This is a genomic window from Mycobacterium shimoidei, from assembly GCF_900417275.1.
Lineage (GTDB): Bacteria > Actinomycetota > Actinomycetes > Mycobacteriales > Mycobacteriaceae > Mycobacterium > Mycobacterium shimoidei.
On sequence record NZ_UEGW01000001.1, the window covers coordinates 1,342,156 to 1,368,470 of the forward strand.

At 65.2% G+C, this 26,315-nt stretch carries 30 protein-coding genes; 9 read left to right on the forward strand and 21 right to left on the reverse strand.

Going from position 1 to position 26,315, the window contains the following annotated elements; all coding sequences use genetic code 11:
• Window positions 1-199: 199 nt before the first annotated feature.
• The 12 genes from MSP7336_RS06405 to MSP7336_RS06455 all read right to left on the reverse strand — a co-directional run bounded on the left by MSP7336_RS06405 (window position 200) and on the right by MSP7336_RS06455 (window position 10,895).
• On the reverse strand, window positions 200-598 hold the full coding sequence (locus tag MSP7336_RS06405; RefSeq protein WP_084226558.1) for a hypothetical protein: 399 nt from the start codon (window positions 596-598) through the stop codon (window positions 200-202).
• Window positions 595-798, reverse strand: a complete 204-nt coding sequence (locus MSP7336_RS06410) for a type II toxin-antitoxin system HicA family toxin (RefSeq protein WP_069397350.1) — start codon at window positions 796-798, stop codon at window positions 595-597. Before MSP7336_RS06410 ends, MSP7336_RS06405 begins: the two co-directional genes overlap by 4 nt.
• Before the next feature lie 200 nt (window positions 799-998).
• On the reverse strand, window positions 999-1,976 hold the full coding sequence (locus MSP7336_RS24145) for a helix-turn-helix transcriptional regulator (protein WP_232321098.1): 978 nt from the start codon (window positions 1,974-1,976) through the stop codon (window positions 999-1,001).
• On the reverse strand, window positions 1,973-2,545 hold the full coding sequence (locus tag MSP7336_RS24150) for a hypothetical protein (protein WP_244917429.1): 573 nt from the start codon (window positions 2,543-2,545) through the stop codon (window positions 1,973-1,975). Before MSP7336_RS24150 ends, MSP7336_RS24145 begins: the two co-directional genes overlap by 4 nt.
• 179 nt (window positions 2,546-2,724) lie before the next feature.
• Window positions 2,725-3,858, reverse strand: a complete 1,134-nt coding sequence (locus tag MSP7336_RS06420; RefSeq protein ID WP_113963317.1) for a flavin-containing monooxygenase — start codon at window positions 3,856-3,858, stop codon at window positions 2,725-2,727.
• Window positions 3,859-3,990: 132 nt separating this feature from the next.
• Window positions 3,991-4,965 (reverse strand): PE-PPE domain-containing protein, encoded by a 975-nt coding sequence (locus tag MSP7336_RS06425; protein ID WP_244917430.1) that lies wholly within the window; start codon window positions 4,963-4,965, stop codon window positions 3,991-3,993.
• A 116-nt stretch (window positions 4,966-5,081) separates the two neighbouring features.
• Entirely contained in the window at window positions 5,082-6,338 is a 1,257-nt protein-coding gene (locus MSP7336_RS06430; RefSeq protein WP_113963318.1) for an amidohydrolase, read from the reverse strand.
• Between the two features lie 10 nt (window positions 6,339-6,348).
• Window positions 6,349-8,556 carry a SpoIIE family protein phosphatase gene (locus tag MSP7336_RS06435; protein ID WP_113963319.1) on the reverse strand — a complete coding sequence of 736 codons (2,208 nt, stop codon included), beginning with the start codon at window positions 8,554-8,556 and terminating at the stop codon, window positions 6,349-6,351.
• Window positions 8,553-9,179, reverse strand: coding sequence for a SpoIIE family protein phosphatase (locus tag MSP7336_RS06440; protein ID WP_113963320.1), 627 nt, complete (start codon window positions 9,177-9,179; stop codon window positions 8,553-8,555). The genes MSP7336_RS06435 and MSP7336_RS06440 overlap by 4 nt, the downstream gene beginning before the upstream one ends.
• Window positions 9,172-9,576, reverse strand: a complete 405-nt coding sequence (locus tag MSP7336_RS06445) for an anti-sigma regulatory factor (RefSeq protein WP_113964799.1) — start codon at window positions 9,574-9,576, stop codon at window positions 9,172-9,174. The genes MSP7336_RS06440 and MSP7336_RS06445 overlap by 8 nt, the downstream gene beginning before the upstream one ends.
• Before the next feature lie 7 nt (window positions 9,577-9,583).
• Complete coding sequence (locus tag MSP7336_RS06450) at window positions 9,584-9,970, reverse strand: STAS domain-containing protein (RefSeq protein WP_069397355.1); 387 nt, start codon at window positions 9,968-9,970, stop codon at window positions 9,584-9,586.
• A gap of 22 nt (window positions 9,971-9,992) precedes the next feature.
• Complete coding sequence (locus MSP7336_RS06455; protein ID WP_069397356.1) at window positions 9,993-10,895, reverse strand: STAS domain-containing protein; 903 nt, start codon at window positions 10,893-10,895, stop codon at window positions 9,993-9,995.
• Between the two features lie 200 nt (window positions 10,896-11,095).
• On the opposite strand from MSP7336_RS06455, the gene MSP7336_RS06460 reads away from it, so the two are divergent.
• Entirely contained in the window at window positions 11,096-11,428 is a 333-nt protein-coding gene (locus MSP7336_RS06460) for an STAS domain-containing protein (RefSeq protein WP_372507687.1), read from the forward strand.
• Window positions 11,429-11,430: 2 nt separating this feature from the next.
• On the opposite strand, the gene MSP7336_RS06465 is transcribed toward MSP7336_RS06460, so the two are convergent.
• Both MSP7336_RS06465 and MSP7336_RS06470 read right to left on the reverse strand, forming a co-directional pair.
• Window positions 11,431-12,588 (reverse strand): acyl-CoA dehydrogenase family protein, encoded by a 1,158-nt coding sequence (locus MSP7336_RS06465; RefSeq protein WP_113963321.1) that lies wholly within the window; start codon window positions 12,586-12,588, stop codon window positions 11,431-11,433.
• Window positions 12,585-13,577: a phosphotransferase family protein gene (locus tag MSP7336_RS06470; protein ID WP_113964800.1), complete on the reverse strand. Its 993-nt coding sequence runs from the start codon at window positions 13,575-13,577 to the stop codon at window positions 12,585-12,587. Before MSP7336_RS06470 ends, MSP7336_RS06465 begins: the two co-directional genes overlap by 4 nt.
• A gap of 63 nt (window positions 13,578-13,640) precedes the next feature.
• Between MSP7336_RS06470 and MSP7336_RS06475 the strand changes: the two genes are divergently transcribed.
• The 3 genes from MSP7336_RS06475 to MSP7336_RS06485 are packed head-to-tail and all read left to right on the forward strand — an operon-like array spanning window position 13,641 to window position 15,404.
• Entirely contained in the window at window positions 13,641-14,024 is a 384-nt protein-coding gene (locus tag MSP7336_RS06475) for a nuclear transport factor 2 family protein (RefSeq protein WP_113963322.1), read from the forward strand.
• A gap of 4 nt (window positions 14,025-14,028) precedes the next feature.
• A complete protein-coding gene (locus tag MSP7336_RS06480; protein ID WP_113963323.1) occupies window positions 14,029-14,442 on the forward strand; it encodes an MmcQ/YjbR family DNA-binding protein in 414 nt (137 codons plus the stop codon).
• 29 nt (window positions 14,443-14,471) lie between these two features.
• Entirely contained in the window at window positions 14,472-15,404 is a 933-nt protein-coding gene (locus MSP7336_RS06485) for a class I SAM-dependent methyltransferase (protein ID WP_113964801.1), read from the forward strand.
• Here MSP7336_RS06485 and MSP7336_RS06490 read toward each other — a convergent pair.
• Entirely contained in the window at window positions 15,385-16,041 is a 657-nt protein-coding gene (locus tag MSP7336_RS06490) for a hypothetical protein (protein ID WP_069397362.1), read from the reverse strand. The two genes, MSP7336_RS06485 and MSP7336_RS06490, sit on opposite strands and share 20 nt — an antisense overlap.
• A 219-nt stretch (window positions 16,042-16,260) precedes the next feature.
• Here MSP7336_RS06490 and MSP7336_RS06495 point away from each other — a divergent pair, with 219 nt between their 5' ends.
• From MSP7336_RS06495 to MSP7336_RS06505, 4 genes are all read left to right on the forward strand, one after another.
• A complete protein-coding gene (locus MSP7336_RS06495) occupies window positions 16,261-16,518 on the forward strand; it encodes a hypothetical protein (protein WP_069397363.1) in 258 nt (85 codons plus the stop codon).
• Between the two features lie 2 nt (window positions 16,519-16,520).
• The gene (locus MSP7336_RS23740) at window positions 16,521-16,676 is read left to right on the forward strand and encodes a DUF6131 family protein (protein WP_181786604.1); all 156 of its coding nucleotides are present in this window, start codon (window positions 16,521-16,523) and stop codon (window positions 16,674-16,676) included.
• A gap of 122 nt (window positions 16,677-16,798) precedes the next feature.
• Window positions 16,799-17,506 (forward strand): response regulator transcription factor, encoded by a 708-nt coding sequence (locus MSP7336_RS06500; RefSeq protein WP_069397391.1) that lies wholly within the window; start codon window positions 16,799-16,801, stop codon window positions 17,504-17,506.
• Window positions 17,481-18,977 (forward strand): sensor histidine kinase, encoded by a 1,497-nt coding sequence (locus tag MSP7336_RS06505; protein WP_069397364.1) that lies wholly within the window; start codon window positions 17,481-17,483, stop codon window positions 18,975-18,977. Before MSP7336_RS06500 ends, MSP7336_RS06505 begins: the two co-directional genes overlap by 26 nt.
• A gap of 50 nt (window positions 18,978-19,027) precedes the next feature.
• On the opposite strand, the gene MSP7336_RS06510 is transcribed toward MSP7336_RS06505, so the two are convergent.
• On the reverse strand, window positions 19,028-19,513 hold the full coding sequence (locus MSP7336_RS06510; RefSeq protein WP_069397365.1) for a lipoprotein LpqH: 486 nt from the start codon (window positions 19,511-19,513) through the stop codon (window positions 19,028-19,030).
• A 175-nt stretch (window positions 19,514-19,688) separates the two neighbouring features.
• Between MSP7336_RS06510 and MSP7336_RS06515 the strand changes: the two genes are divergently transcribed.
• Window positions 19,689-21,557: an alkyl/aryl-sulfatase gene (locus MSP7336_RS06515; RefSeq protein ID WP_113963324.1), complete on the forward strand. Its 1,869-nt coding sequence runs from the start codon at window positions 19,689-19,691 to the stop codon at window positions 21,555-21,557.
• Window positions 21,558-21,629: 72 nt separating this feature from the next.
• On the opposite strand, the gene MSP7336_RS06520 is transcribed toward MSP7336_RS06515, so the two are convergent.
• Genes MSP7336_RS06520 through MSP7336_RS06540 form a run of 5 tightly spaced genes read right to left on the reverse strand, consistent with a single transcriptional unit; the run spans window position 21,630 to window position 26,292 of the window.
• Entirely contained in the window at window positions 21,630-22,601 is a 972-nt protein-coding gene (locus tag MSP7336_RS06520; protein ID WP_113963325.1) for an NADPH:quinone oxidoreductase family protein, read from the reverse strand.
• Window positions 22,601-23,269 carry a TetR/AcrR family transcriptional regulator gene (locus MSP7336_RS06525; RefSeq protein ID WP_113963326.1) on the reverse strand — a complete coding sequence of 223 codons (669 nt, stop codon included), beginning with the start codon at window positions 23,267-23,269 and terminating at the stop codon, window positions 22,601-22,603. Before MSP7336_RS06525 ends, MSP7336_RS06520 begins: the two co-directional genes overlap by 1 nt.
• The gene (locus MSP7336_RS06530) at window positions 23,190-24,473 is read right to left on the reverse strand and encodes an acyl-CoA dehydrogenase family protein (RefSeq protein ID WP_113963327.1); all 1,284 of its coding nucleotides are present in this window, start codon (window positions 24,471-24,473) and stop codon (window positions 23,190-23,192) included. Before MSP7336_RS06530 ends, MSP7336_RS06525 begins: the two co-directional genes overlap by 80 nt.
• Window positions 24,474-24,487: 14 nt before the next feature.
• Window positions 24,488-25,252, reverse strand: a complete 765-nt coding sequence (locus MSP7336_RS06535) for an SDR family NAD(P)-dependent oxidoreductase (protein WP_069397369.1) — start codon at window positions 25,250-25,252, stop codon at window positions 24,488-24,490.
• On the reverse strand, window positions 25,249-26,292 hold the full coding sequence (locus tag MSP7336_RS06540) for a phosphotransferase family protein (RefSeq protein WP_113963328.1): 1,044 nt from the start codon (window positions 26,290-26,292) through the stop codon (window positions 25,249-25,251). Before MSP7336_RS06540 ends, MSP7336_RS06535 begins: the two co-directional genes overlap by 4 nt.
• Window positions 26,293-26,315 lie beyond the last annotated feature (23 nt).

Below are 26,315 nucleotides of genomic sequence, written 5' to 3' on the forward strand. Positions count from 1 at the left end.
TTTCGGCTGATGGTTGACAGTTACTTCGGCTGATCCTTGACACTCCATGTAGTCAACGGCCGGACATTCCATGGGCCGTCTGGGTTCTGGGAACCTCGGAATCCCATCAGTCGGAAGCTGGATGCGACATCACCCTCCGCCCAGGTCGCTGGGCAAAATCATTTTGATGTTTTGGACTGCCGGTGTCCTCGACAACTATTTAGGCGTCGATGTGTTCGGAATGCACAATCTGGCTGATGCGCTGCGGTGAGAAGTCCAGTAGCGTGCCGGCGTCGCGTACGGTGATGCCGGCACGCATCAGTTGCTGGATGTAGTGGGTTGTTTCGCGTTGTGCTTCTTCGGTCGCTTTCAGCGCTTCGCAGCGCCGTCGGTTGATGTCGCGTGCGCGTTTGGCGATGTCGCCGATGCCGGTGACCTCGATCGTAATGTCGACGTCGATGTCGGTGAGTGGCGTGTCGGTGCTGATGGCGATGAGACTACGCGCTTGGTCTTCGATTTCGTTGATGCGGCGGGCTTGGGTGAGTTGGTCGATTTCGGGTATGTCGATCATCCACCAGCGGCCGTCGCGGGTGACGTTGACTTTGTAAGTGTGTGTCACTTGCGTTCCTCGCTTTCTTGGATGGCTTGGTTGATCTTGCGGACGACGCCCGGACTGATCATGCGGTGGGTATCGGGGAGCGGGACCCATACACCGGTCGGGTGCTGCCATTTGGAGTGGCGGCCGTCTGTGCTGATGCGGGTGAAGCCTGCATCCTTGAGCCGCTTGATGACCTGTCGGGTTGGCTCCTCCTTCACCATGAAGAGTAGTCTAGCGCACTAGACATTATCTAGTAAAGTACACTAGACATCAAAATCGGCAGGTCAGGCACACTTTCCGTGTCAGGATGTCAGTGTCCCAAGGTGTCCTGACACAACTTTTGCTGCGCCGCAGCGATCAGCCCAGGCCCGTCGCCGAGCAATCCGGGAATCTGGCCGGCCAATTGAGTTGGCGACTGTCCCTAGTGCAGCCGCGTACCCGCGTCAAACCAATCGGTGCTCGAAAGCGACGCGGCGGCGGCAGTGCGGGAGCTGACGTCGATCTTGGCGAAGATGTTCGACAGATGTCGCGCGACGGTTTTCTCGCTCAGGAACAGCGCCGCCGCGATTTCGGGATTGGTCTTGCCCGCGGCCACCAACTGCAGCACCTCGACTTCCCGGGCACTCAGTCCCCCAGGGGCACCCGGATGCAGCAGGGCCGCGGCCTCCCGTTCGGCGGGTTCGGCGTGGAGGCGGGCGAAGCTGTCATGTGCTGCGGTCAGCTCGGCCACCGCCGAATCCTCGTCGCCCAGCGCGCGCAGCGCCCGACCGAGCAGCAGAGCGCATCGCGCGGCTTCGTAGGGTGCGCCGAGCTCTTTCCAGAGCTGACCGGCGCGTCGAAGTTCCGGGATCGCAGCGGCGTGGTCGCCGCGCATCAGTGCGACGTGACCGGCGGCGCGGCCTGCCATGGCGCGTAGTGCTATGCAGCCGAAATCGCTCGCGATCTGGAATAGTTCGGAGCTGACCTCTGCGGCGAGGTCTGTCTTTTCTCCGGCCAGCAGGATCTCCACTGCCGCTGGCAGCAACTGCGAACGGTGCACGGGGTCGCGCGGTTCGGCCAGGAGTCGTGTGATCGCCGCGACCGCGGCAGCGACGCGACCCCGGGCGAGCCACAGCAGCGCCAGGGCCGGCTGCGGCTCGTGCCCGTATTCGCGCGCCTGTGTGAAGGTCGCTTCGGCCGCATCGAACTGTCCACGGATACGCAGCACGTCACCGCTTTCGGCCAGTGCAAGCCCAGCCGCCTGGATGGTGTTCGCCTCGAGGTAGCGCTCGGTGGCGCGGCCGAACTCCTGAAGCGCGTCGTCGAATGCGCCGTACAACCTCATGATCTGGCCGCGGTGCACAGCGCACTGGCCGGTGAACGGGACCAGGCCCGGCTGCTCGTCGCACCAATTGGTCAAGCCACCGTCCATTCGGCAGCCCGGCCGAAATCCGAAATCTCCTGGCAAGCTTCGATCATCGAGCAGTAAACCTGGCCGGCGAAGACGGGCGACACCGTGCCCGTCGCAATACACACCATCGCCTCGTCCAGCAGGGCCAGCCCCTCGGAAACACGCCCGGAGTACATGGCAAGCCGGCCCTGCGGCATGACAGCCATCGCGACAAGGTTGGCGTCGCCGAACCGGCGTCCGTAATCTGTGATTTCTACCGCGCAGCTCTGTGCCGATGCGAACTCTGCCGCGAAGATGTGGCGCATCATTACCGGGATCAGCACATAACCGCGTTCGATCACATCGCCCGGCGCGTCTTCGAGTAACCGTTGCGCGCGAGCCACCCAGCCGCCGCCGACCGCCGACTCGCCGGCGTTGGTTAGCACCATCGCCAGCCAGAACGCACACCTCACCGCGCCGAGACCGTCGTCGGCATCCAGATTGATCTGGTAGGCGCGTTGCAGGGCCTGAATGCAGTCGTTGTGCCCGCCGGTCAGGTAAGCGGCCGTCGCAAGGCGTACAAAGTCTTCGCCCTCCACGTGGCCGCGTCGTCCTTACCGGTCCTGTCCAGGCCCGATAGGGCCTCGTAGGCCGCCACCCATTCACCACGCTCATAGACCTCGCGCGCCGCGAGCAGGTCATCAACGACGCCCACCGCGCATCACTCCCTGGAACGGCGACTTTGCTCGGGGATGAGGTTACGCGCTGGCGGTCGTCGTCAGGCAAACAGCGACCCGGTCCTCGGGGAGACGCCGCGGTCGTCACGTTTTGGCCTCGCGCGCATCGCGATCTTGCGGGCGACATACTCTGCATCGCGGCCGACGCCAGAGAACACCATCGAGCTGAACGCGTACTGGAAACTCAACCCGCAGAAGAACAGCCCGGGCGCGTCGGCGCATACTCCGCGGTATTCCCGTGGCCAGCCATCGGGCCCGAAGATGGGTATATCGATCCAGTCGAAAACCTGTTTGAACCCGGTGCACCAGACGACATTTCGCACGTTCATGACGGTGCCGTCGTCCAGCGCCGGCCGGCCGTCGATCACGCCCGTTACGCGAGCTGTGTGGCGCTGCACGCGGCGCGCTGCCAGATCTTCACGCTGGATCCGGAGCATCGGTCCACCGTGGAAGCGGATGTGCCGCATCGCCTTTCGGCCGATCGGTGTCCTTCTCGTGAGGACGTGACGCCATGTGAAGAGTATTACGGGTAATGCTATGCGGATGCTGCGCGAGTCCCAGTGCACCGGAATCTGCCCGCAGTCGCGCCCACATAGGATCGTCGGGTGTGTCAGCGCCGCCTCGTAGGCGATATCGGTGCCCGAATGCGAGGCGCCCACGACCAGCACCGGGCCCGGTTGTAGCTGTTGTGGGCGCCGATACTGGCTCGAATGTAGTTGCCGGATAGTCGGATCCAGCTTTGTAGCGAAGTCCGGAAGCCCTGGCGTCTGACCGAACGTACCGGTCGCGATTACAACGTTGTCGCAGGTTATGGTTTCGTCGCCGATGAACGCGGCGTAGCCGTTTTGCGGCCGCTTAGTCAGCCGGTCCACCCGTGTGCTCATCCGCACCGGCAGATTCGACTCGATCGCGTAGCGCTCGAGGAACTCGGCAACCTCGTCTCTGGTCGGACAGCGCCACCGGTCCTGGCTCGGGAATGCCATACCCGGCAGCCCGCTGTACTTGGCTGGCGTGAAGAGTCGGAGCGAATCGTAATGCCTGCGCCAGTTGTTTCCTACGCGCTCATTCGCATCGACGATCAAGAACGGTCGGTTCCTGCGTTGCAGGTGATATCCGGTCGACAGGCCGGCCTGCCCCGCTCCGATGATCAGCGTCTCGATGTGCTGTGTGGTCATGTCGAACCCCGATGGTCGCAGATGTCCGCAATGCTAGGAAGCCAGGACAACGGCCGCATCCGGTGATTGACCCATTCTCGCGGCGCGCGGTGGGTCGATCGTCGTAGGAAGGGTTCCAATCTCTTCGGGCGCTCAGAGCGCGTACGAGCCGGTGAACAGCAGCTGCAGCGAGTCGAACAAGCTGTCCAGCAGCCCGCTGTTGGCGGCGCCGCCGAAGAACACCGCGTCGAGCCACGCTTGCAGGCCGTTGATGCCCGTCTCGTCGATGTCGACGTAGGTCAGGGCGCCGTCGGTCGTGATTGTCGCGTCGGCGATCTGATCCGGCGTCAACCCCAGGTACCACACATGCGGCCAGAGGATGTCCAACATCGCGCCGAACAGGCCCTTTTCCTCGAAGACGTCTACGAAGTTGGAGACCGGATCGCTGGGCAGATCGTAAATGGTTGCCGGGTACAGGTCATTCGGTGTCAGGCTGCCGAGGACCTCGTTCATCTGGAAAGTGTTGAGAATCCAGTCCGTGAATTCCGAGCCGAGCGTCTGGTCCATGGCCGATTCCAGGTGTTGCCAGATGCCGTCCGGGGTGGAGGGATCGCCGATGAACACGAAGTGCAGCGAATCGGTGGGGATACCGAGTTCTGCGAGCCGGCTCATGGCGATCGACTCGGCGGTTGCGCTCTGCGAATACCCGAAAATCGTCAGCGGATGCTCGGCATCGAACGCACCCGGGTTCGCGTCGAACTGGTTCCGCACCGCCAGAACGATGTCCGACGCGGCGGTCAAACTGCTCGGTCCCTGCTGAATCAGCTCGGGTGTGGTCAGCACCTGCAGCGGTGCGCTGCACGGGTCGGTGCCGTCCATGTAACAGACGATTGAGTCGGTTGAGCCGCCGTTGAAACCCAGCGGGTTCAGATACAACTCCTCGGCGGTCCGCGCGAAGTCGACCGACGGCGTCGGTTCGGTGGTTCCACCGAGGATGATCGCGGTTTCGCTGCCCAACAGCGGACCGTTGGTAGACGTCAGAGCCAGATCGGCGTATACGACTTGAGCAGTGGGTGCGGCGATCGCGGCGGCGATCATGCCAATGGTGGAAATTCGCGCGAATGTCATGCCCGACTCCCTTATTCGTTTGAAATGCTCGCGACGAACCGTCGGTCCTCCTGCACGACATGGAAGGTACGCGGTTTGCCAACCGTCGCACACGCAATCGCGGAAAAACGGCGCGCTTAACTACCCAGCAACTCCAGCATCACGTGGCTGGCGGTCTTTGCCCCTGCCGGGATGGCGGCCAGGTCGACGACGTAGTCAGGGCTGTGCGGTGAATAGGGGAACAGCCTGCCGGCCGCCCACGCTTCGGCGCACACCTGCGGGTCGGCGACACCGACCATCAAGAAGCACAGCGGCACATCGGTGTGCGGGCCTTTGAGTAGATGGCAGTCCTCCGAGGCGGTCACCGCCGGCACCTGGGTCAGCACGTTCTGCGGGCCGAGCACCTCGCTGAGTGCCGCGGCCACCCGCTCGGCGAGCGCGTCGTCGTTCACCAGCGGCGGCGATCCGCCCTTCACCGTGATCGCGGGCCACTGGTCCTCGGGCATCCCGTAGGTGCGGGCGATGCCTTCGCTTACCGACTTGACCCCGGCGATCAACTGTTCGCGCACCTGCGGGTTGAACCATCGCAGATTGGCTTTCAGCAACGCCCGGTCGGGAATGACGTTGTGGTTCGAGCCGGCCTGCAGCGCACCGACCGTCAGCACCGCGGTCTCCTGCGGCGCCACGGTTCGGCTGACGATCGTCTGGAATTCGACGACGGCCAGCGCGGCCATCAGCACCGGGTCCTTGGCCAACTGGGGCAGCGCACCATGACCGCCGACGCCGGTGAACACGATGTCGAGCTGATCGGTGCCCGCCATTCGCGGGCCGCCGGCGGCCAGCACCATGCCGACCGGAGCGGGCGCGGTGTGCATGCCGATGAAGAAATCGGGTTTGGGCACCAGGTTGTAGAGGCCGTCGTCGACCATGGCCTGCGCGCCGCCGATCAGCTCCTCGGCCGGCTGCCCGATCAGCACCGCCGTGCCCGACCACTCGTCCTTCGTCTGCGCCAGCACCTTGGCCAGCCCCAGCATCCACGTCACGTGCGCGTCGTGACCGCACACATGCGCCACCGGTGATTCGGTGCCGTCGTCTCGGGTGACCCGCACCGTGCTCGCGTAGTCCAGGCCGGTGGCTTCTTCGACCGGCAGTGCATCCATGTCGGCGCGGTACATCACGGTGGGGCCGGCTCCGTTGCGCAGGATTGCGACGACCCCGGTGCCGCCGATCCCGGTCGTCACCGTGAAACCCTGTTCTTTCAGTGCCTGGGCGACGATTCCGGCGGTGCGGGTCTCCCGAAAGCTCAGCTCGGGGTGGCGGTGCAGATCCTTGAACACCTCGAGAAGCCGTGCGGCGTCGGCGTCGACGATGGTCTCGACAAACTGTCGTGCCACAACAAGGCTCCTACGATGACGGCACTTTGAAGGTCATATCGACCGTAGTCCCCGACGGCGTGCAGTCAAGCTCCAACCAGTCGCTGACCGACCGGATCAGCAGCAGCCCGCGCCCGCGGTTGCCCGGCGAGGGCGCGGGCTTCCACGAGCCCGAATCGGTGATCCGGACCCACACCTGCGCGCCGTCGAAACCGGCATCGACGCGGACCTTGCCGGGCCGCTGATCGCGGTAACCGTGTTCGATGCTGTTGGCGCATGCCTCGCTGACCGCCAAGATGACGTCGACGCCCAACTCCTCCGGAACGTTGGATTGGCGCATCCAGGTGGTGAGTCGGTGCCGGATATCGGCTAATTCAGTTGGTAGCGCATCGGTTTCGATGACGAGCGGGCTGTACGGTCTGCGGTAGACCACAATCGCCACGTCATCGTCGTATCCATTTGGCGGTGCCATCTCGGCAAGGGCGGCGTCGGCGACCTCGTCGGCGGACAAATTGCTCCCCTTCACCACAACCTGGGCGACACGGGAAATCCCGTCGTCGATGGAGGTGTCCCGCCGCTCCACGAGCCCGTCGGTGTAGAGCATCAATGTCGATCCGGGCACCATCACCGCCGATGCCTGGGGTCGGCGCCCCCTGCGCTGCACTGCAAGTGGCACCGACTGGCTTTGGGTCAGCAGTGTCGCATCTCCTTGCGGTGCGGCGAGCACAGCCGGCGGGTGTCCGGCGCTGCTGTAGCGCAACTCACCGGACTCGGTGTTCAGGATCGCCAGAAACACGGTGGCGCAGAAGGCATCCGGAATCCGTTGAGCCGCCGCGTCGAGTTGCTCGAGCAGCATCGCCGGTTCGACTCCAGTCAGCAACAGCGCCCGCGCCGAACTGCGCAGCTGACCCATCACCGCTGCGGCCGACAGCCCACGCCCGACACTGTCGCCGACGATGATGCCCATCTCGTGTTCGCCCACCGGCAGCACGTCGTACCAGTCGCCGCCGATCTGCAGGGGCGGCACAGCCGGTTCGTAGCGAACAGCGAAACCTTGCGGGGGATCCAGCGACGGCAGCATCGTGCGCTGCAGCGTCAGTGACGTCTCGCGGGCGCTTTCGAACTGGCGCACATGCTGGATCGCCAGCCCGAGGTGACCCACCAGCACCGTGGCCAGCACCCGGTCTTCAGCGCTGATTCGGCGCGGCGCCCGAAGCTCCAGCCACAACGCGACGTCGCCGGCACCGGAGAGCACTGCGACGATTCCGCGTGACTGGCCCGGCGTGTCGGCCCATTCGACGGTTTGCACGGTGAGCGGCAACTGGCGGCGCGCATCCTGAAAGGTGTGCTGCAGCAACGGATCGAGCCCACGCCACGTCGACACGGCAGGTTCACCCGCCGACATCACGGTCGGCTCGATGCTGTCGTCGGTCCAGATCGCGGCCACCACCCGTGAAACATCGAGAGCCGTCCGGCACTCGTCGAAGGTGATCGACAACACCTCGGTCATGCTCTTGGCCACGCTCACAGCCGTCGCCAGCCGAAGGACCGCACTTTCCCGGGCAGCGAAGGCGCGCTCGGCGGTGATGTCCCGAATGGTTCCCACGTACACGTCACCGTCGGGGCCCTCTGCCACGACCCTGCTGATGTTCACCGCCACCCACGCGAGGTGCCCGGCGCGGTGCCGGATCGGAGTCTCGTATTGGACCTGGGGTTCGGTGGCCAGGCGTTCTTGCTGCTGAGCGGCCGCCTTCTTGTCGACCAGCCACGGGTGCGGAAATTGGTACGGCAGGCCGTCGGTCGAAAACCCGGTGATCTTGGTGAAGGCGTCGTTGATTTCGACGACCGCGCCGTGGTCGTCGGCCACGAAGAAGCCCTCCTGCAGAGAATTCACCAACGCGGTGCGAAACTCGTCGCGATCGGCGAGATCTTCAGCGCGGGCCCGCTGTTCCTCGTAACGCCGTGTGCCGTCCAGAAACCCACGGCTTGCGACATCGAGCGGAGTCAGCGTCTGCAACAGAAACTCCAGCGCCGCGGACCGATCTACCTCCGAGTGTCGTGCCAGGTCCTCGTTGACCAGCCGGAAGTGTCTTTCGATGATCTCCAGCGTGCTGATCTGTTGCTGCAGCGCGCGACGACCCAGTTCTTCGCCGACCGCCAGGCTTGCGACCTTGCGGTCTTCGAGATACGTACGCAGAGCGGCTGCGTACTCGCGATGGAAGTCGTTGGCGCGGGTCATCCTGCGGTGCCCCGATGGCGAGTGGCAAGCACCAGCGCGTCATCGGTCTGCTTGCTGTGATGGGCGAGGATCTGATCGGCGATGACGCGGCTGGGGGCGGCGAAGTCGATGTCGTCGAGGTGGTCGTCGGTGATGCCGTCGCTGGCGATGACGAGCAGATCGCCCGGTCGGATCGAAACCTCCTGCGGCGACAAAACTTCCGGCACCCGATATCCGACGATCCCGCCGGTGAGGCGCGCTGACGAACGTACCTCGACACCACCCGGGCTTTTGGCCACCAGGCTGGCGCGGACATTGCCGATCCCGATCCACTGCAGCATGCCGGCGGCGAAATCGATTCGCGCCAGGGTCATCGCCGCGCCTCTGGTGCCCGACAGCGCGCGGTGGCAGTGCTGCACCAAGACCTCGACCGGCTCGGTGCGTGCGTCGGTGAGGACTTGCACCCCGCAAAGTGCTGCATCTGCGGCGTCTGCGCCGTGACCGAGACCGTCCAGCACGCCGACCAGTGCCCCCGCTCCGTCTACCTCGACCGCGATCTGACGGTCGCCGCAAACGTGCTCGCCCTGCCGCGGGCGAGACGTCGCCGCCCACTCCAGCGGGCCGAGCCAGCCGTGCTCATCCATCCGACGGAATCCATTTCCACATCTCGACAATCGTTCCCTGGCCGGGGCTGGACTCGACGATCAATCCGTCCATCAGCCGCCGGGCTCCCGGCAGTCCCATACCCAGCCCACGGCCCGTCGAATACCCATCCTCGAGCGCTCTTTCCACATTTGCGATGCCCGGGCCTTCGTCTTGGGCGCGCACCACCAGCGCTTGGCGGCCGTCCCGGTCGACCACCGCGACCCGGACCTCGCCGCGACCGGCGTAGCTGGTGATGTTGCGGGCAACCTCGGAAATTGCTGTGGCGATCATGGTCACATCGGTCAGTGAGAACCCGAGCTCTTGGGCCAGCTGATGTCCCGCTTGGCGCGCGGTGACGATGTCGTCCGAACTGACTATGTCGAGTTTCAGGTCCACCCCGAGCTCATCCGACACCGTCGGGTCCGATCGATTTCCGCAGTGCCAGTTGCCGGTTCAGCAGCGCAAGGCCCTCCTCCAAATCCAGCGCTGTGTACATGTCGTCGAACGCCAGCCCCAGCTGCACCATGGCGAACGCCACTTCCGGTTGCAGGCCCACGATGACGGTGTCCGCGCCACGCAGCCTGGTCATGTGCGCGATGGTGCGCAGCGATCGGGCGGCGAACGAGTCCATCACATCGATCGCGGTGACGTCGACGATGATGCCCTGCGCACGGAACCGGCTGACCCGCTCCATCAGATCCTGGCGGAGCCGTTCGGTATCGGAGTCGGTGAGCGCGGCCTGCACCGAGGCGATGAGGATCGCGCCCTGCTTCAGAATAGGTACTGGCATGCGGCGCTCGTGATCTTTGTGCTCACCCGCTCTGCTCGCCGGTGCGGGTGACTTCGTAGCCCAAGAGCCGCTCGGCTTCCTCGATGCCGCCCTGCAGGTCTCCGACGGCATTCATCTTCGACAGATCCAGTCCGATGGTCACCAGTGTCAGTGCGATTTCCGAGGACAGGCCGGTGATGATCACGTTGGCGCCCATCAGCCCGGAGGCGTCGACGGTTTGCACCAAGTGGTTTGCCACCGTGGAGTCGATGGTGGGCACACCGGTGATGTCGATGACAACCACCTTGGCGCGGTTGGCCCGGATGGCCCGCAGCAGCTGCTCGGTGAGCTGCCGGGCGCGCTGACTGTCCAGCACGCCGATGATCGGCAGGATCAGCAACTGCTCGCGCACCTGCAACACCGGAGTCGACAGCTCCCGGATGGCTTCCTGCTGCTGACGGATGATGCGTTCACGTTCCTGGACGAAGCTCACGGCCACCGTGTTGGCAATTCGGTTGGCGGCCGGCTCGTAGGCGTCGAGCACTCGGTTGAGCATCTCGAAGTCGCCTTGGTACTTGGAGAACAGCGAGCGCGCCAGGACGTCGCGCAGCAGCAGCACGATGCCGACGACCTCGTCGGTCTCCACGCCCCGCGGGATGATGCGTTCGGACAGGTCACGCGCGTAGGCCTGCAGTGCCTCAACGCTTCCCGTTTCGAGCACTTCGACGTAGTTGTCGTACACGGCGGTTGCCTCGGAGAACAACTCCTCGGGTGTCATCGCCGTCAATAATTCCGCTTCGGTGATGCGGCGGGCCCATTCCTCACGCAGCGCGGTGCGGTTTTGGCGCAGGTGCTGAACCAGCTGCGGCAGCAAACCCTCGCTGGAGATGCTCACCGACTGACCGGAAAAGCCGGCGGTTGCCAGGCTTGTTGACGGATCCGTCATCGAACCTCCCGGTTCTCACCACAAGCCGGCGGAAGCCCGCAAGCAATAGCCAAGCGTAACCGAGGTCCAGGCGGCAAAGGTGAAGTATTATTTCTGACAGTTCGCGGCAGCGAGTTCCGGTTGGGGACCCTACTCGCGGCCCGCATTGCGACGCCAGATAAGGACGGTCGTTGTCTCCTCCGGACTTACTCAGCACTTCGGTGACCCGCACTGACGGCGTCGCCGTGGTCAGTGCGGCCGGTGAAATCGACCTGAGCACCGCTTCGGCTTTCGAAGCGGCCATTGCCGAAGCGCTTGCCGGGGACCCGACGGTGCTCGTCATCGAGTTGTCCGCGGTCGACTTTTTGGCCTCCTCCGGTCTGCGGATCCTGGTGGCCACTCAGGAGAAAGTCAGCAAATCGACGCAGGTGGCCGTCGTAGCGGACCGCCCGGCCACCCGCCGGCCGATTCAGTTGACCGACCTGGACAAGGTTTTCTCGCTGTACATGAGCTTGGACGACGCGCTGGCGGACGTGCCGACGACCGCCGAATAGCCTCAAGGCGAGCGCAACACCTGCCGGGCGATGGCGTATTTGTGTACCTCGGTCGGGCCGTCGTAAAGGCGAAACGCCCGCATGTCGGAGAAGATCATCCCGACCGGAGTTTCGTCCGAGATCCCGATGCCGCCGAGGATCTGCACGCAGCGGTCGGCGACCTTGAACAGCTCCTCGGACACAAAGGCTTTCACCATCGAGCTCTCATGGCGTCCCTTGCTGCCGTTGTCCAGAGTCCAGCACGCCCACCAGATCGCCAGTCGGCATTGCTGCAAGGCGATTTCGTTGTCGGCGATCATGAAGCTCACGCCCTGGTGTTCGCCGAGCGGCTTGCCGAACGCGGTGCGCTCCCGGGCGTGCGCCACCGCGATCGACTGTGCCCGCGTTGCGGCGCCCAGCCACCGCATGCAGTGCGTCAGCCGGGCCGGCGCCAGCCGCAGCTGCGCGTAACGCAGCGCCTGCCCGACCTCCCCGAGCACCGCCGACGCCGGCAGCCGCACATCGGTGAACCGCACCACGCCGTGCCCTTCCACGTAGTTGCGGTCCATCGTCGACATCACCCGCTCGATCTCTATCCCCGGGGTGCTGCCGTCACACAGGAACAGCGTCGGGCCGTCGGGAGCCCGGGCCATGATGATCCATGTCCGCGCGCCGTGCGCGCCGGTGATCAACCACTTGCGGCCGTTGATGACGTAGTGGCTGCCGTCGAACTCGGCGGTGGTGGCCAGCTGGTTGGGATCCGAACCGGCGCCGCCGGGCTCGGTCATCGCGAACACCGACCGCTGCCGGCCCTCGATGACCGGGACGAGGAACTGCTCGGCTTGCTCGGCGTTGGCGATCTTGCCCAGCAGATACATGTTGGCTTCGTCGGGTGCGGCGCAGTTGAGCGCGACCGGGCCCAGCGTCGACCATCCGGCAGCCTCGAACAGCACGGCCTGCTCGCGATGCGACGGCTCGCGGCCGCCGAATCGCTTGGGCGCCTGGAACGTCAGCAATCCCGCCGAACGGGCCAGCTCCACCAGCTCAGCGCGCAGGTCGTCGGTGGGGCCGTGCTGGGTCAGGCGCGGATCGGACTCGTAGGGGACGATCTGCTCGGCGACGAAGGCCCTGATTTCGTCGCGCAGCCTCGCCAGTTCCGCGGGTATCTCGAAGTCGATCAACGCTCTATCAATTCCAGCGCCTGCTCGAATAACTTCACCGTCGCCGCGTGGAGTTGGTCGCCGATCTCCCGCGGCGCCATGCCCGCACAGGCCCGCGCCAGGGTGCCCTCGATGACGATGCCGAGCTTGAAGCAGGCCAGCACCCGGTACCAGGTGATGTTCGACAGGTCGCGGGTGGTGTTGGCCGCGTAGCGCTCGATCAGGTCCTCGCTGTCGGCCAGCCCGCCCACCTCGGTGAGGGTGTGGCCGAACACGCTGGATCCGTCGGACTGGCGCCAGGTGGCCAGCAGCCAGCCCAGATCCAGCAGCGGGTCGCCGATGGTGCTCATCTCCCAGTCGACGATCGCGGCCACCTCCGGGCCGGTGCGGGAAAACAGCACGTTGGCCGCGTGGTAGTCGCCGTGCAGGATGCCCGGTTTCCACTGCGACGGCCGGCGTTCGTCGAGCCATTTAGCGACGTCGTCGACGCCGGGAATCTCGGGGCCGGGGTAGTTCTCGAACTCGTTGTAGGACTCCAGCTCCGAAAGCCACCGTGGCACTTGGCGTTCCAAGAAACCCTCCGGCTTCCCGAAATCGGCCAGGCCGACGGCTTCGTGGTCCACGGCGCCCAGCTTGGCCAGCGCGTCGGCCATCGACAGGCCCATGCCGAAACGCACGCTCGCATCGTTGGCGTGCAGCGCCGGCAGCTCCACTCCGGCGTTGAACCCGTCCACGGGCTCCATCAAGTAGAAGACGGCGTCGCCGAGCACACTGGGGTCCTCACAGCGGGCGATCAGCCTCGGGTGCGGCACGTCGCTGCCGGCGAGCGCGGCCAGCACCCGGGTCTCGCGCAGGATCACGGTGTTGCTGCGTGGGCGCAGGAATTGCGGACCGCGGCGCAGCACATACGACCGCCCGGACCGGGTAAACCGCAGCATGATGTTCTGCGTACCGCCGCTGAGCTCGGTGACATCCTCCAGCGGGCCCTCACCCAGCCCCTGCTGCGACATCCACCCCGCGACCGCATCCAGGTTCTCCACGGTGGAAAAGCTACCGTCTGCAAGGATCGCCGTATGACGCCACCGGTCATTGAACGCTGGATCGAGATCGTCGAGAACGGGCGCACCGACGAGCTGGAAACATTGCTTGCGCAAGACGCGGTGTTCTATTCACCGGCGGTCTTCACCCCGCAGGAAGGCCGCGACAAGACCGCCGCATACCTGCGGGCGGCCGCGAAAGTGTTCGCCGACACCGATTTTCACTACATCGAGCACTGGTACAGTGAGCGGTCCGCGATCCTCGAGTTCGCCGCCACCATCGACGGTATCTACGTCAACGGCATCGACATGATCCATTGGAATGACGAGGGGCAGATCGTGTCGGTCAAGGTGATGCTGCGGCCGCTCAAGGCGTTGCAGACGATCATGCCGGCCATGGCAGAGCTGCTGGCCACCTAGACCGATGGCGGATCGACCGGCTCGGCTCAGCGATGTTCACCAGCTCGCCGCCGCGATGCCGCATACCCGGCGTATCGAAGGGCCGAAGGGCAACCCGATTTACCAGGTCGGCGGCAAGTCGTTCGTGTTCTTCCGCACCCCGCAGCCCGACGCCGCCGACCCGGACACCGGGGAGCGCTACTTTGACGTGATCATGATCTGGGTGGAATCCGAGAGCGACAAACTGGCGCTGGTCGAGGATCCGCAGTCGCCGTTCTTCACCACCGATCGCTTCGACGAGCATCCTTCGGTGTTGATCCGGGCCAGCCGGTTGGGCGAGATCAGCAGAACCGAACTGGCCGAGCTCATCCAAGACGCCTGGTTGTCACGGGCATCCAAGCGCCGGGCCTCCGAGTGGCTGGCCGCGCACCGTCCTTAGCGTTGTGCTTAGCGATGGAAGGAACCGAAGTGCCGAGAACCGACAACGATTCGTGGGACATCACCGAGAGTGTGGGATCGACGGCGCTGGGTGTGGCCGCGGCCCGCGCCGCAGAAACCGCCAGCGAGAACCCGCTGATCCGGGACCCTTTCGCCCGGATGTTCGTCGACGCGGCGGGCGACGGAACCTGGCGAGTCTTCACCGATCCGGCGCTGCGGGCGCAGCTGCTTGACACCGACCCGGAATTGCAGAGCCGACTGCAGGTGATGGTGGACTTCATGGCCGTGCGGACGGCGTTCTTCGACGAGTTCTTCTTGAACGCCGCGAGTTCCGGTGTTCGGCAGGTGGTGATCTTGGCGGCGGGCCTGGACGCTCGAGCCTGGCGGTTGCCGTGGCCCGATGGCACCACGGTGTATGAACTCGACCAGGCCAAGGTTCTCGACTTCAAGTCGGCCACCTTGCGGCAATCAGGCGCGCGTCCGACGTCGAGGTTGGTCGTCAACGTTTCGGTGGATCTGCGACAAGATTGGCCAACAGCACTGCAAGAAGGCGGGTTTGACGTTTCGCGACCGACCGCCTGGTCAGCCGAAGGACTGATTCGGTACCTGCCGGCGTGGGCCCAGGATCTGCTGTTCGAGCGCATCGATGCGCTGAGCCCCGCCGGCAGTCGACTGGCTGTCAACGCACCGGCCAAAAATTTCCTCGACCCCGGCCTACTGGCCCGCCAGCGTGAACTGACGGGGCGCTACCGCGCCGCGGCGGCCAAGCTGGTCGGCACGGAAGTCCCTGACACCGAAGACCTGTGGTACCGCGAGGAGCGAACCGATGTCGCCCAGTGGCTGGGCGAGCACGGCTGGGAGGTGGCGACAACGACGATGGCGGAGATGCTGGGGCGCTATGGCCGCAGCATCCCGGACGAAGGAGTCATGCCGCCAACGGATTTCATTGCTGCGCAGCGGTGAGCTGACCAACCTCCGCAGTGACACCGCACGCGGCGGCAAATTCCTGCGGGGTCATTCCATCCGCTGAGTTCATGTCACAGCGGCCGAACGGCGGGCAGCCCTGCGGCAGATTGGGGCTGTACCCCTGCCCGTTGGTGTACTGGTGGGCGATCTGGCCGGGCAGGTTCGGGTTCGAGCCGTAGCCGGCGCCGATTACCCGCAGGCCCGGCGGGCGGGTGCGCCACATGTTGAAGAAGTCGTACCTGTTGGCGTAACCGATAACTCGGGCCGGGCTGCCGGCGTACTCGGCGAGGTTCCAGTACAGGGCGTTGATCCAGCTCGACCCGTCACCGGGCGGGTTGCCGCCCGACTCGACATCGAGCATCAGCGCGACCCGCGGGTGCAGCCCGCCGTGGCTGTCGATCATCGTGCGCACCGTGTCGGCGTTCGCCTGCCAGTTCGGCCGGACATAGGTGTATACGATGCCGAAGGTCAGCCGGCCGCTGTCCAATGCCCCGCGCATCCACGCATAGTTGGCGGGGAAGTTGTGGTCACGATATGTGCCGTCGCACACCCGAATTGACAGGACTTGGTACGGATACGAATCATCCACCGGCACTTGGTATTCAGAGACATCAGCAAAGAGTGTGTCGGTCATTGCATCTTTCTCGTCATGCAACACTTCGCAATCTTTTCAGGTACCGCAGTGCTACTTGAGAATCCTACCGGCCCGCCCCGACGCCGCAATATCGCCGCAATATCGCCGCTCGCTGCCCCGCCAGAGCCCTCCCCGAGGAGAAACTGACACCGCGTCAGTAGACGGGTTTGAGAATTCCCCGGCCGGGTAAACCTCTCACCACAATTTAGGTCCCCGGACATGGAGGTCACGATGCGATATGGCGGACTCATCGGGGTCATTGTGTTCGTCTGGCTACTTATTGGGGTGGTCGCGGCTTGGCAGCGCGATTACTTCAAAGGTTCAGACACCACCTGCGCAACAGGTGGAAGTATTGCGCTCACCGTTCTCGCAGGTCCATTGAACTATGGCGGCGTCAACCCGAAAGTGACTTGTAATTTGCCGGAACCCAGTTCAATGCCCGCAATCAACATCGAACATCTCATCGGAATGGAGTAGTCATGATCGTCCTCGGTGTCGTCTTGCTCATCCTTGGATTTGTATTCGGGATTCACCTGCTCTGGGTGCTCGGCATCATCTTGCTGGTCATCGGTGCAGTGTTTTGGATCCTGGGCAGCGTCGGCCGGCCGGTCGGCGGCAGGCGCTATTGGTATTGATCGATAGCTGCTTCACAGTGTGCGCATAGCTTTGGCATAGCTTTGGCCCATTCGGGTGCGCATACTGGGAAGTTGTGAGCCAACCCAGTGGCGATCACCGGATGACCGCCGAGCGCGTCGTGATGCGGCGTGCCGACGGCAACCCGATCAATGTCCTGGTGGTCGACGACGAGCCGGTGCTCGCCGAAATGGTGTCGATGGCGCTGCGCTACGAGGGCTGGAACAGCTCCGCCGCGGGGGACGGGGCGTCGGCCCTGGAGGCTGCCCGAGACCAGCGGCCGGACGTCGTCGTCCTTGACGTGATGCTGCCCGACATGAGCGGGCTCGATGTGTTACGCACACTGCGCGAACACAATCCGCAACTGCCCGTTCTGCTGCTCACCGCCAAGGACGCGGTGGAAGACCGTATCGCCGGGCTGACCGCCGGCGGCGACGACTATGTCACCAAACCATTCAGTCTCGAAGAGGTGGTGCTGCGGCTGCGCGCTCTGCTGCGGCGCACCGGGGTGACCACGGTCGACAGCGGCGCACAGATCGTCGTCGGCGACTTGGTCCTCGACGAGGACAGCCACGAGGTCACCCGCGCCGGCGAGCCAATCTCATTGACAACCACCGAGTTCGAGCTGTTGCGGTTCATGATGCGCAACCCCAAACGGGTGCTGAGCAAGGCGCAGATCCTGGACCGGGTGTGGAGCTATGACTTCGGCGGCCGGTCCAACATCGTCGAGCTGTACATCTCGTACCTGCGCAAGAAGATCGACAACGGGCGCGAACCGATGATCCATACGCTGCGCGGCGCCGGCTATGTCCTCAAACCAGCCGCCCGCTAGGGCCTGGTCGCTGCGCGCTCGGCTGCTGGCCGGCCAGATCATCATCTTGGCCATCGCCTGCATCGGGATCGGCGCGGTGACCGAGCTGGCGTTGTACGGATATCTGGTCGGACAACTCGACACACAGCTGCACGACGCCACTCACCGCTCGGTGCGGATATTCGCCCAACCGCCGATGCCGGTGCCGTGGCGGCATCACCGCCCGTTACGACCGGGGCCCGGCCCGGATTTCCTGGACGCCCCGGGGCAACCGGTTGGCATGGTTGCCGCCGTCATCAGCGGCGACACCGCCATCGACGCCGGATATCTGACCACCACCGGCACCACTGCCGAGGTGACCGACGGGGCCAAAGCGCAACTGAAAGCCGTCGTTCCCGGCAGGGCCCCGGTGACGCGGAGTCTTGACGAGCTGGGCCGTTACCGCGTGGTGGCCACGCCCGCCCGGCACGGGGGCGACGTGATCGTCACCGGGCTGTCCATGGACAACGTGGACGCCACCATGATCCGGGTGCTGCTGATCTTCGCGGTGGTGACTGTGATCGCGGTGGCCGCCGCGACGACCGCCGGCGTCGTCATCATTCGTCGAGCCTTCGCTCCGCTGCGGCGCGTCGCGCAAACCGCGGGCGAAGTGGTCGACCTGCCGCTGGACCGCGGTGAAGTAACGCTTCCGGTGCGGGTGCCCGAAGCGGACGCCAACCCGCACACCGAGGTCGGTCAACTCGGGTCGGCGGTGAATCGAATGCTTGACCACATCGCGGCCGCGCTATCCACGCGGCAGGCCAGCGAGACCCGGGTGCGTCAGTTCGTCGCCGACGCCAGTCATGAACTACGAACGCCGCTGGCCGCGATCCGCGGTTACACCGAACTGGCGCAGCGAGTCCAGGGCGACACCGACGCGGTGACGCACGCGATGAGCCGGGTGCGCTCGGAAGCCGAGCGGATGACCCGCCTCGTGGAGGACTTGCTTTTGCTGGCCCGGCTGGATTCCGGGCGGCCGCTGGAGCGCGAACCGGTGGACCTGTCGCGGGTTGCCCTCGACGCCGTCAGCGATGCGCACGTCGCGGGCCCGGATCATCAATGGGAGCTCGACATGCCCGACCAGCCGGTGATCGTCGACGGCGATGCGGCCCGGCTGCACCAGGTGGTGACCAATCTGCTCACCAATGCCCGGGTCCACACCGGTCCGGGAACTGTGGTGACCACCGGGTTGAGCACGGACGGGTCGCATGCCGCGCTGACGGTGACCGACAACGGTTCCGGAATTCCCGAGCACCTGCAGTCGGAGGTGTTCGAGCGGTTCGCGCGCGGCGACACGTCACGGTCCCGCAAGGGCGGCAGCACCGGCTTGGGGCTGGCGATCGTCTCAGCGGTGGTCAAAGCCCACGGCGGCACGATCGGTCTGCGCAGCGCACCCGGGCACACCGAATTCACCGTGCGGCTGCCGCTGGCCGTCGGCGAGCAGCCCGGTTAAAAGGATTTGGCGACGCCGAAGCGCCGCCAAATTCCCCTCGTGCTCGTGTGCTACGAGCAGGTCACATCGATCTCAAACGGCTTGTTGACTGGCTGCATCGGGTTCTTCATGTCGACTCCCGTTGCGGTGCCGGAGATCTTGTAGGTGTTGCCGTCCTTGGAGGCTTTGGCGTCGCCCTGGCCGGTGCCCGCCGTGTATCCGAGCGTGACACCCTCGACGTTGCCCAGGCCGACTGACTTCACCTCAGGCGGGTCGGCGTCGGTGAGAACCGCCGCAATGCCGGTCGCTGCGCCACCGATGGCGATGTTGACGTTGCCGCCCGTCGTGGTGCACACCGTCGTGCCTTGCACGTTCTGGTCCTCGCCGTCGATGGAGACCTTCGCGTTAGAGGCACCGGCGGAGGAGGTCGCCGACGCGCCGGAAGCTTGCGGCGAGCTTTCACTGCCGCTCGACGTCGACTTGTCCTTCGAACAACCCGAGAGACCTACGATGACGATCGCCGACGCTGCCGCTGCGATCGTGACTGCACGGTTCACGTGTTCTCCTTTGCCTTAGTGAACGCCCGCCACCACTAGCGGACTGTTCCCGCAGTATGCGGGCACAGCGGGTGAAAAACGGAAAATTGGCAAAAATTCGATTTCTGACAGTTAGCTGTGGATTTTGGTTCAGGCGTACCGATTTACACCTATTCCCAGGTGTCGCCGTCAATTGATGATTCCGGTCCGCGCCAATCTCATCAATGGCAGTCTGGAACAAGTGGAACGGAAGCCCGATAACACAACGGATTTCGAGGATGCCGACCGCGGGTTCATTGGGGCGCTGAGCCCCTGCGTCGTCAAGTCCGCCGATGGCCGGGTGGTATGGGACAACGACATTTACTCCTTCCTCAGCGGTGCGGCGCCGGCATCGGTGCATCCCAGTCTTTGGCGACAATCAATTCTGACCGCGAAACAAGGCCTCTACGAAGTGGTGCCGGGCATCTATCAGGTCCGTGGTCTGGACATCTCCAACATCACCTTTGTCGAGGGTGACACCGGGATCATCGTCATCGATCCGCTGATATCCACCGAAGTGGCGTCCGCCGCACTGTTGCTGTACCGGACCCACCGAGGTCAACGACCGGTGGTCGCGGTGATCTACACCCACAGCCACCTCGACCACTTCGGCGGCGTGCTTGGCGTCACCTCGCAGGCCGAGGTGGATGCCGGACGCGTGGCGGTGCTGGCACCGGAAGGATTCACCCGCCACGCCGTGCAGGAGAACGTCTATGCCGGCCCGGCCATGGCGCGGCGTGCGACGTACATGTACGGGGTACTGCTGCCGCGCGGGCCGCAAGGCCAAGTCGGTTGCGGTCTGGGACAGGTGCCGTCGACCGGTGAGGTGGCGCTGATCGTCCCGACCGTCGACATCACCGCAACGGGTGAGACGCACACCATTGACGGTGTGCAGATCGAGTTTCAGCTGGCTCCCGGCACGGAGGCGCCCGCCGAGATGCACTTCTACTTTCCCCGATTCCGCGCACTGTGCATGGCCGAAAACGCCACCCACAATCTGCACAACTTGCTCACACTGCGCGGCGCGCTGGTCCGTGACCCGCACGTCTGGGCGGGATATCTGACCGAGGCGATCGACCTGTTCGCCGACCGCACCGATGTGGTGTTCGCGTCGCACCACTGGCCGACCTGGGGCCGCGACCGAATCGTCGAGTTCCTGTCGCTGCAACGGGATTTGTACGCATACCTGCACGATCAGACGCTGCGACTGATCAACCAGGGCCACACCGGGACGGAAATCGCCGAAATGCTGCAAATGCCGCCCGCGCTGGAGAAGGCCTGGCACACCCACGGCTATTACGGTTCGGTCAGCCACAACGTCAAGGCGATCTACCAGCGTTACATGGGTTGGTTCGACGGCAACCCGGCGCGGCTGTGGCCGCATCCGCCGGAGGCGTTGGCCAAGCGATACGTCGACGCGATGGGCGGCATCGACCGGGTGGTCGGTCTCGCCCGGAATGCCTTCGATACCGGTGACTTCCGTTGGGCGGCAACCCTGCTCGATCACGCGGTGTTCGCCGAGGACACCCATACCGAGGCCCGGCAGCTCTACGCCGACACCCTGCAGCAGCTGGCCTACGGCGCCGAGAATGCGACCTGGCGCAACTTCTTTTTGTCCGGGGCCGCCGAGTTGCGCGACGGCAACCTCGGCACCGCGGCGCAGACGGCCTCGGTATCGCTGCTGGCCCAGCTGACACCGGAGCAGATCTTCGACGCAATGGCGATCAGCGTCAACGGGCCGCGCGCCTGGGATCTCGACCTGGCCCTCGATATCAGTTTCGCCGACCTCGGCGCCAACTATCGGGTGACGCTGCGCAACGGTGTGCTTGTGCATCGCCGGCTGCCGGCTGACCCGGCGACGGCGAATGTGACAGTGCAGTTGGCCACCAAGGTGCGGTTATTAGCCGCCACGTCGGGCGATTTCAGCTCGCCCGGACTGGAGGTCTCCGGTGACCAGGCCGCGCTGCAGGCGTTTCTCGGGGTCATCGACCGGCCGGACCCGGCGTTCAACATCGTCACGCCGTGACGTGCCCGTTGAGATTGCACGCAGTGCTGTGATATCTCGAAATTCACGACCCTGCACGCAATCTGAACTCGATCAATCGACGTCGATGATCACCTTGCCGATCGCCTTGCGCTCGGCCACGTAGCGTAGCGCCGCGGGAGTCTCGGCCAGCGGGAACCGCGCGCCGATGTAGGGCCGGACCAGCCCGTCGGCGAACATCTGATCCAGCTCGGCCAAATCGCGCGCGGCCTCGTGGGGATAGTCGTCGGCGAACGTGCGGATCTCCATGCCTCGCACGGTGACTCCTTTGAGCAGGACGAGGTTCAGCGGTATTGCCGGGATCGTGCCGGCGGCGTAGCCGAGCGTGACGAACACCCCACCGCGTCGCAGACCGCGCAACGCCGGCTCGGCGTACGGGCCGCCGACCGGGTCGACGACGACCTGCGCACCCCCGTCGGTGAGCTCGCGGATGCGGGTCTTGATGTCCTCGTGGTCGTAGTCGATGGTCGCCTCGGCGCCGCGCCGCCGGCACACCTCGAGCTTGTCCGCGGACGACGCCGCCGCCAGGACCCGGGCCTTCATGGCGACCGCCAGATCGACCGCGGCCAGCCCGACTCCGCCGGCAGCACCCAACACTACCACCCAATCACCTTCTGCCACGCGGGCAACCGAGCGCAGAGCGTGGTATGCGGTGCGATAGGTGACGCCGAACCCGGCAGCGGACGCATAGTCGACGCCGTCGGGCAGCACCGACACCAACTCGGCACGCAGCAACGCCTGCTCGGCGAAGGCGCCCACGAACGCGGTGCCGGTCACCCGCTCGCCCGGCGACAACGTCACGCCGTCGCCGACAGCCGTTACCTCACCGGCCAATTCGCTGCCCGGTGTGAACGGCACCGGAATCTTGATCTGGTACTTGCCGCCGATCATCAGCACGTCGGGGAAGTTGACCGCCGCCGCCCGCACCCGCACCACCAGCTCACCAGGCCCGGGTGTCGGGTCGGGCAGCTCGTCGACAACCAAGTCCTCCGGCGGACCGTAGCGACGGCACACAACGGCACGCATCAATCGGCCCCCAGCCCACGTAGACAGAACCGCACCAGATGGTCGATGTCGGCGCGGCCGGGGCGAACGGCCGAATCCAGGTAGCGGCGCATCGCGGTCGCGGTGCAATAGAACACCGCATCCGCGTCGCGGCGAACGTCCTTGCTGCCCAGCGCGGCAACCGGTTCGGTCAGCAGGTTGCGCATCGGCCGCATGATCTCATCGACGTTGGCGTCGGCCGACATCTGCCCGACCGCGGCGCGGCTCATGCTGAGCAGGTGCGGGTCGGCGACCTGGGCCAGCGCACCTTCGATCCACCGCGCGATTTTGGCTTTCGGCGCGGTCTCCTTGGCCATCTGGTGTTCGAGATAGGAGACGACCATCGCCACACCGCGTTCCATGACCGCCAGGATCAGATCGTCCTTGCCGGCGAAGTAGCGGTAGAACGCCTTGTTCGACGACCCGGCCTCGGACACGATGTCGCTGACCCGCGGCGGGTCGGGCGCCACTCGTTCCATCACCCGTATGGCGGCCGCCAAGATCCGTTCGACCTCCTCGGTGGCTTCGCGCTGGCGATCGTCCAGCGCGCGCTCGACCGCGGCGGCGATCCTATTGGTCAACGAGGTGACCGTACTTGGCGCGGGCGGCGTCGCGGCGGACGTCGAGCATCTCGCTCGGCCATTCCCCATCCTCGGCGTCGTAGTTCTTCAGCAACATTTTGGCCAGGTTGACCTTGTGCGCCTCGGTGGGCCCGTCGGCCAATCCGAGCGCCACGCCGCCGAGCAGCATCTGGACCAGCGGCATTTGGTCGGTGAGTCCCAACGCGCCGTGGACTTGAATAGCGCGCAGCCCGATCGATTTGAGGACTTGCGATGCCAGGATCTTGCAGATGCCGATCTCGGTGCGCGCGGCGTGCTCGCCGGCGGTGTCGATCAGCCACGCGGCGTGCAGCACGGTGAGCCGGAACGGTATCAACTCCGCGTAGGAGTCCGCGATGAACTCTTGTACCAGCTGTTTGTCGGCCAGCGAACTGCCTTGGGTGAATCGGCTTTTCGCGCGGCGAGCCATCATGTCGATGGCACGCTGGGCCATCCCGATCGAGCGCATAGCGTGGTGCAACCGCCCGCCCGCCAGCCGGGTCTGCAAGATCAAGAAGCCCTGGCCGGGCTCACCGAGCAGTGCGTCGGACGGCACCCGCACACCGTCGTAGCGCACCAGGGAATGTCCGGGCTCGTGCGGGTGGGCGCCGACCAGGTGATGATTGGCCTCCAGCACCAGGCCCGGGGTTCCGGCCGGGACCAAAAACGTCGACGCGCCCCGGTGCACCGGCACATCGGGATCGGTGATCGCGACGACGATGAAAAACGAGGCAACAGAGGCGTTGGAGGAGAAGTACTTTCGCCCGGTGATCACCCAATCATCACCGTCGCGGACGGCCCGGGTGGTGAACACACGCGGGTCGGCGCCACCCTGCGGCTCGGTCATCGAAAAGCAGGAGAAGATCTCGCCGGACAGCAAACCGGCCAGGTAACGGTCCTTTTGTTCCTGGGTGCCGAAGCGCGCCAGAATTTCGGCATTACCGGTGTCGGGGGCCTGGGTGCCGAACACGATCGGTGCCCAGGGGCTGCGGCCGAGGATTTCGTTGATCAGGGTCAGCTTGACCGCGCCGAAGCCCTGTCCGCCGAGGTCGGGCCCAAGGTGCGGGGCCCACAGTCCTTGGTCGCGGACCTGCTGCTTGAGGGGGTCGACGATGCGGCGACGTTCGTCGGTCAGCGGCAAGAACTCGCAGCCCGGAAACAGCACTTCGAGCGGCTCGACCTCGTCGCGAACGAACTGGCGGATCCAGTCCAGCTTCTTCTCGAACTCCGGTTCGGTGGAGAAATCCCACGCCATGCCCAAACCTCCTGTCAGGGCAGCCCGCCATCGGCACGCAAAATCGAGCCGGTGGTGAAGCTGGATGCATCCGAAGCTAAAAACAGTGCGGCACCGACGATTTCGGACGGATCGCCGGCACGCTGCAGCGCCAGGTGGCGGAACGGGTTCTCGGTGGCCTGCTCCAAGTTCCACGACTTGCTGACGTCGGTCAAAAACGGCCCGGCCATCAACGTGTTGACCCGCACCGTCGGCCCGAACGCTTTCGCCAGCGCCTCGGTCATCGCGTTGAGCCCCGCCTTGGCCGCCGCGTAGGGAACGATGTCCGGCGTCGGGCGCAGCGAGCCCGCGGTGCTGACGTTGATGATCGATCCGCGACCGGCGGCAACCATCCGCTCACCGACAAGTGCCGACAACCTGAACGGTCCCTTGAGGTTGAGATCGACGACGGCGTCGAACAGCTTCTCGGTGACGTCGGTGAGCTTGTCGTAAAGCGGTGACATCCCGGCATTGTTGATCAGCGTGTCGACCTTGCCGAACCGGTCGTAGGTTGCCTCGACAAGGCCGTCGAGCTGATCCCAGCGCCCGACGTGCACCGCGAAAGGCATTGCTGTGCGGCCGGTCTCGGCCTCAATCTCCTTGGCGGTGGCCACGCAGTTGTCCATTTTGCGGCTGGCGATCACAACGTCGGCCCCGCAGCGGGCCACCCCGAACGCCATCGCCCGGCCCAGACCGCGGCTGCCGCCGGTGATCAGTACCAACTGATCGGTCAGGTCGAAAAGCTGGTCGGCGTAACTCATTTCGACCGGGCCAGTTCAGCCGATGTCGCGATCAACTGCAGGATCATCGGGCCGAACGCCTCGGTGATCTTGGGGTCGACTTTCCCGGTGCGCACGCCCGCAGCATATGTCTTCTCCAAGACAATCCCGAGTTTCCAGTTCGCCAGCACCAGGTAGTAGTGGATGTTCTCGGTGGAAAGCCCGCTCACGGACTCGTAGTGCGCCAGCAGTTCGCTGCGCGCGGGCATGCCGGTCATGTCCAGATAGAAACCGTCGCTGCGGGGGTGCTCGCCGTCGTAGCCCAGCAGGCACCAGGCCAGGTCCAGCAGCGGATCGCCGACGGTGGTCATCTCCCAGTCCACGATCGCGGCCAGCCGCGCCGGTGCCCCGTGCGCGAACATCACGTTGGCGAACTGGTAGTCGCCGTGCATGATGCCCGGCGTGTAGTGCGCGGGGCGGTTGCGGCGCAGCCACTCGGCGGCTTCGTCCAGGCCGGGCAGCTCGCGCACCCGGTAGTCGTCGAGAAACGCCAGCCACCGGTCGACCTGGCGTTCGTGAAACCCCTCCGGGCGGCCGAATCCCTCCAGGCCCTGGGCTCGCCAGTCCACCCGGCCGAGCTTGGCCGCGCCCTCGACCAGCTCGAACGCCAGTCCACGTCGCGCCGCCAGGTCGGTGTCGAACGGTGCCGGCCAGCCGCCGTCCACCGGGCTCCAGCCGTCGATCGCCGCCATGACGTAGAAGGGCATGCCGAACTGATCGCCGACATCGTCGGCGGCGATCAGCTCGGCATGCGGCACGTCGGTGCCCGACAGCGCCCGCACCAGCCGGATTTCGCGCAGCAGGCCGTCGATCCGGGCCGCGTCGGCTCGCGGGCCGGGCATCCGCAACACCATCCGCGCGGCGCCGCGCTCGATCAAATACAGCGTGTTTTGGGAGCCTCCGGATAGCTGCTTCAGCAGAGGTTTTTCCCCGGCGCCCGGAGCATGATTCGCGTCTAGCCAGCGACCCAAAACCGCTTCGTCCAGCACCGCACACCTCGCTCTCGCGCTGGAGAATAGCATTCTCCCGGCGGGTGCGAAACGCC

What these genes read in the sequence shown, in the direction of transcription:
- MSP7336_RS06435 (WP_113963319.1), bottom strand. Translation starts at nt 8,556, where the DNA reads ATGACCCGCGCCAACGACTTCCATCGCGAGTACGCAGCCGCTCTGCGT.
- MSP7336_RS06420 (WP_113963317.1), bottom strand. Translation starts at nt 3,858, where the DNA reads ATGACCACACAGCACATCGAGACGCTGATCATCGGAGCGGGGCAGGCC.
- MSP7336_RS06480 (WP_113963323.1), top strand. Translation starts at nt 14,029, where the DNA reads ATGGCGGATCGACCGGCTCGGCTCAGCGATGTTCACCAGCTCGCCGCC.
- MSP7336_RS06530 (WP_113963327.1), bottom strand. Translation starts at nt 24,473, where the DNA reads ATGGCGTGGGATTTCTCCACCGAACCGGAGTTCGAGAAGAAGCTGGAC.
- MSP7336_RS06425 (WP_244917430.1), bottom strand. Translation starts at nt 4,965, where the DNA reads ATGACATTCGCGCGAATTTCCACCATTGGCATGATCGCCGCCGCGATC.
- MSP7336_RS06470 (WP_113964800.1), bottom strand. Translation starts at nt 13,577, where the DNA reads ATGTCGCAGCAGGGGCTGGGTGAGGGCCCGCTGGAGGATGTCACCGAG.
- MSP7336_RS06525 (WP_113963326.1), bottom strand. Translation starts at nt 23,269, where the DNA reads ATGGGGAATGGCCGAGCGAGATGCTCGACGTCCGCCGCGACGCCGCCC.
- MSP7336_RS06535 (WP_069397369.1), bottom strand. Translation starts at nt 25,252, where the DNA reads ATGAGTTACGCCGACCAGCTTTTCGACCTGACCGATCAGTTGGTACTG.
- MSP7336_RS06450 (WP_069397355.1), bottom strand. Translation starts at nt 9,970, where the DNA reads ATGCCAGTACCTATTCTGAAGCAGGGCGCGATCCTCATCGCCTCGGTG.
- MSP7336_RS06540 (WP_113963328.1), bottom strand. Translation starts at nt 26,292, where the DNA reads ATGCTATTCTCCAGCGCGAGAGCGAGGTGTGCGGTGCTGGACGAAGCG.
- MSP7336_RS06515 (WP_113963324.1), top strand. Translation starts at nt 19,689, where the DNA reads ATGATTCCGGTCCGCGCCAATCTCATCAATGGCAGTCTGGAACAAGTG.
- MSP7336_RS06520 (WP_113963325.1), bottom strand. Translation starts at nt 22,601, where the DNA reads ATGCGTGCCGTTGTGTGCCGTCGCTACGGTCCGCCGGAGGACTTGGTT.
- MSP7336_RS06475 (WP_113963322.1), top strand. Translation starts at nt 13,641, where the DNA reads ATGACGCCACCGGTCATTGAACGCTGGATCGAGATCGTCGAGAACGGG.
- MSP7336_RS06490 (WP_069397362.1), bottom strand. Translation starts at nt 16,041, where the DNA reads ATGACCGACACACTCTTTGCTGATGTCTCTGAATACCAAGTGCCGGTG.
- MSP7336_RS06505 (WP_069397364.1), top strand. Translation starts at nt 17,481, where the DNA reads ATGTCCTCAAACCAGCCGCCCGCTAGGGCCTGGTCGCTGCGCGCTCGG.
- MSP7336_RS06455 (WP_069397356.1), bottom strand. Translation starts at nt 10,895, where the DNA reads ATGACGGATCCGTCAACAAGCCTGGCAACCGCCGGCTTTTCCGGTCAG.
- MSP7336_RS23740 (WP_181786604.1), top strand. Translation starts at nt 16,521, where the DNA reads ATGATCGTCCTCGGTGTCGTCTTGCTCATCCTTGGATTTGTATTCGGG.
- MSP7336_RS06410 (WP_069397350.1), bottom strand. Translation starts at nt 798, where the DNA reads ATGGTGAAGGAGGAGCCAACCCGACAGGTCATCAAGCGGCTCAAGGAT.
- MSP7336_RS06500 (WP_069397391.1), top strand. Translation starts at nt 16,799, where the DNA reads ATGCGGCGTGCCGACGGCAACCCGATCAATGTCCTGGTGGTCGACGAC.
- MSP7336_RS06440 (WP_113963320.1), bottom strand. Translation starts at nt 9,179, where the DNA reads ATGGATGAGCACGGCTGGCTCGGCCCGCTGGAGTGGGCGGCGACGTCT.
- MSP7336_RS06495 (WP_069397363.1), top strand. Translation starts at nt 16,261, where the DNA reads ATGGAGGTCACGATGCGATATGGCGGACTCATCGGGGTCATTGTGTTC.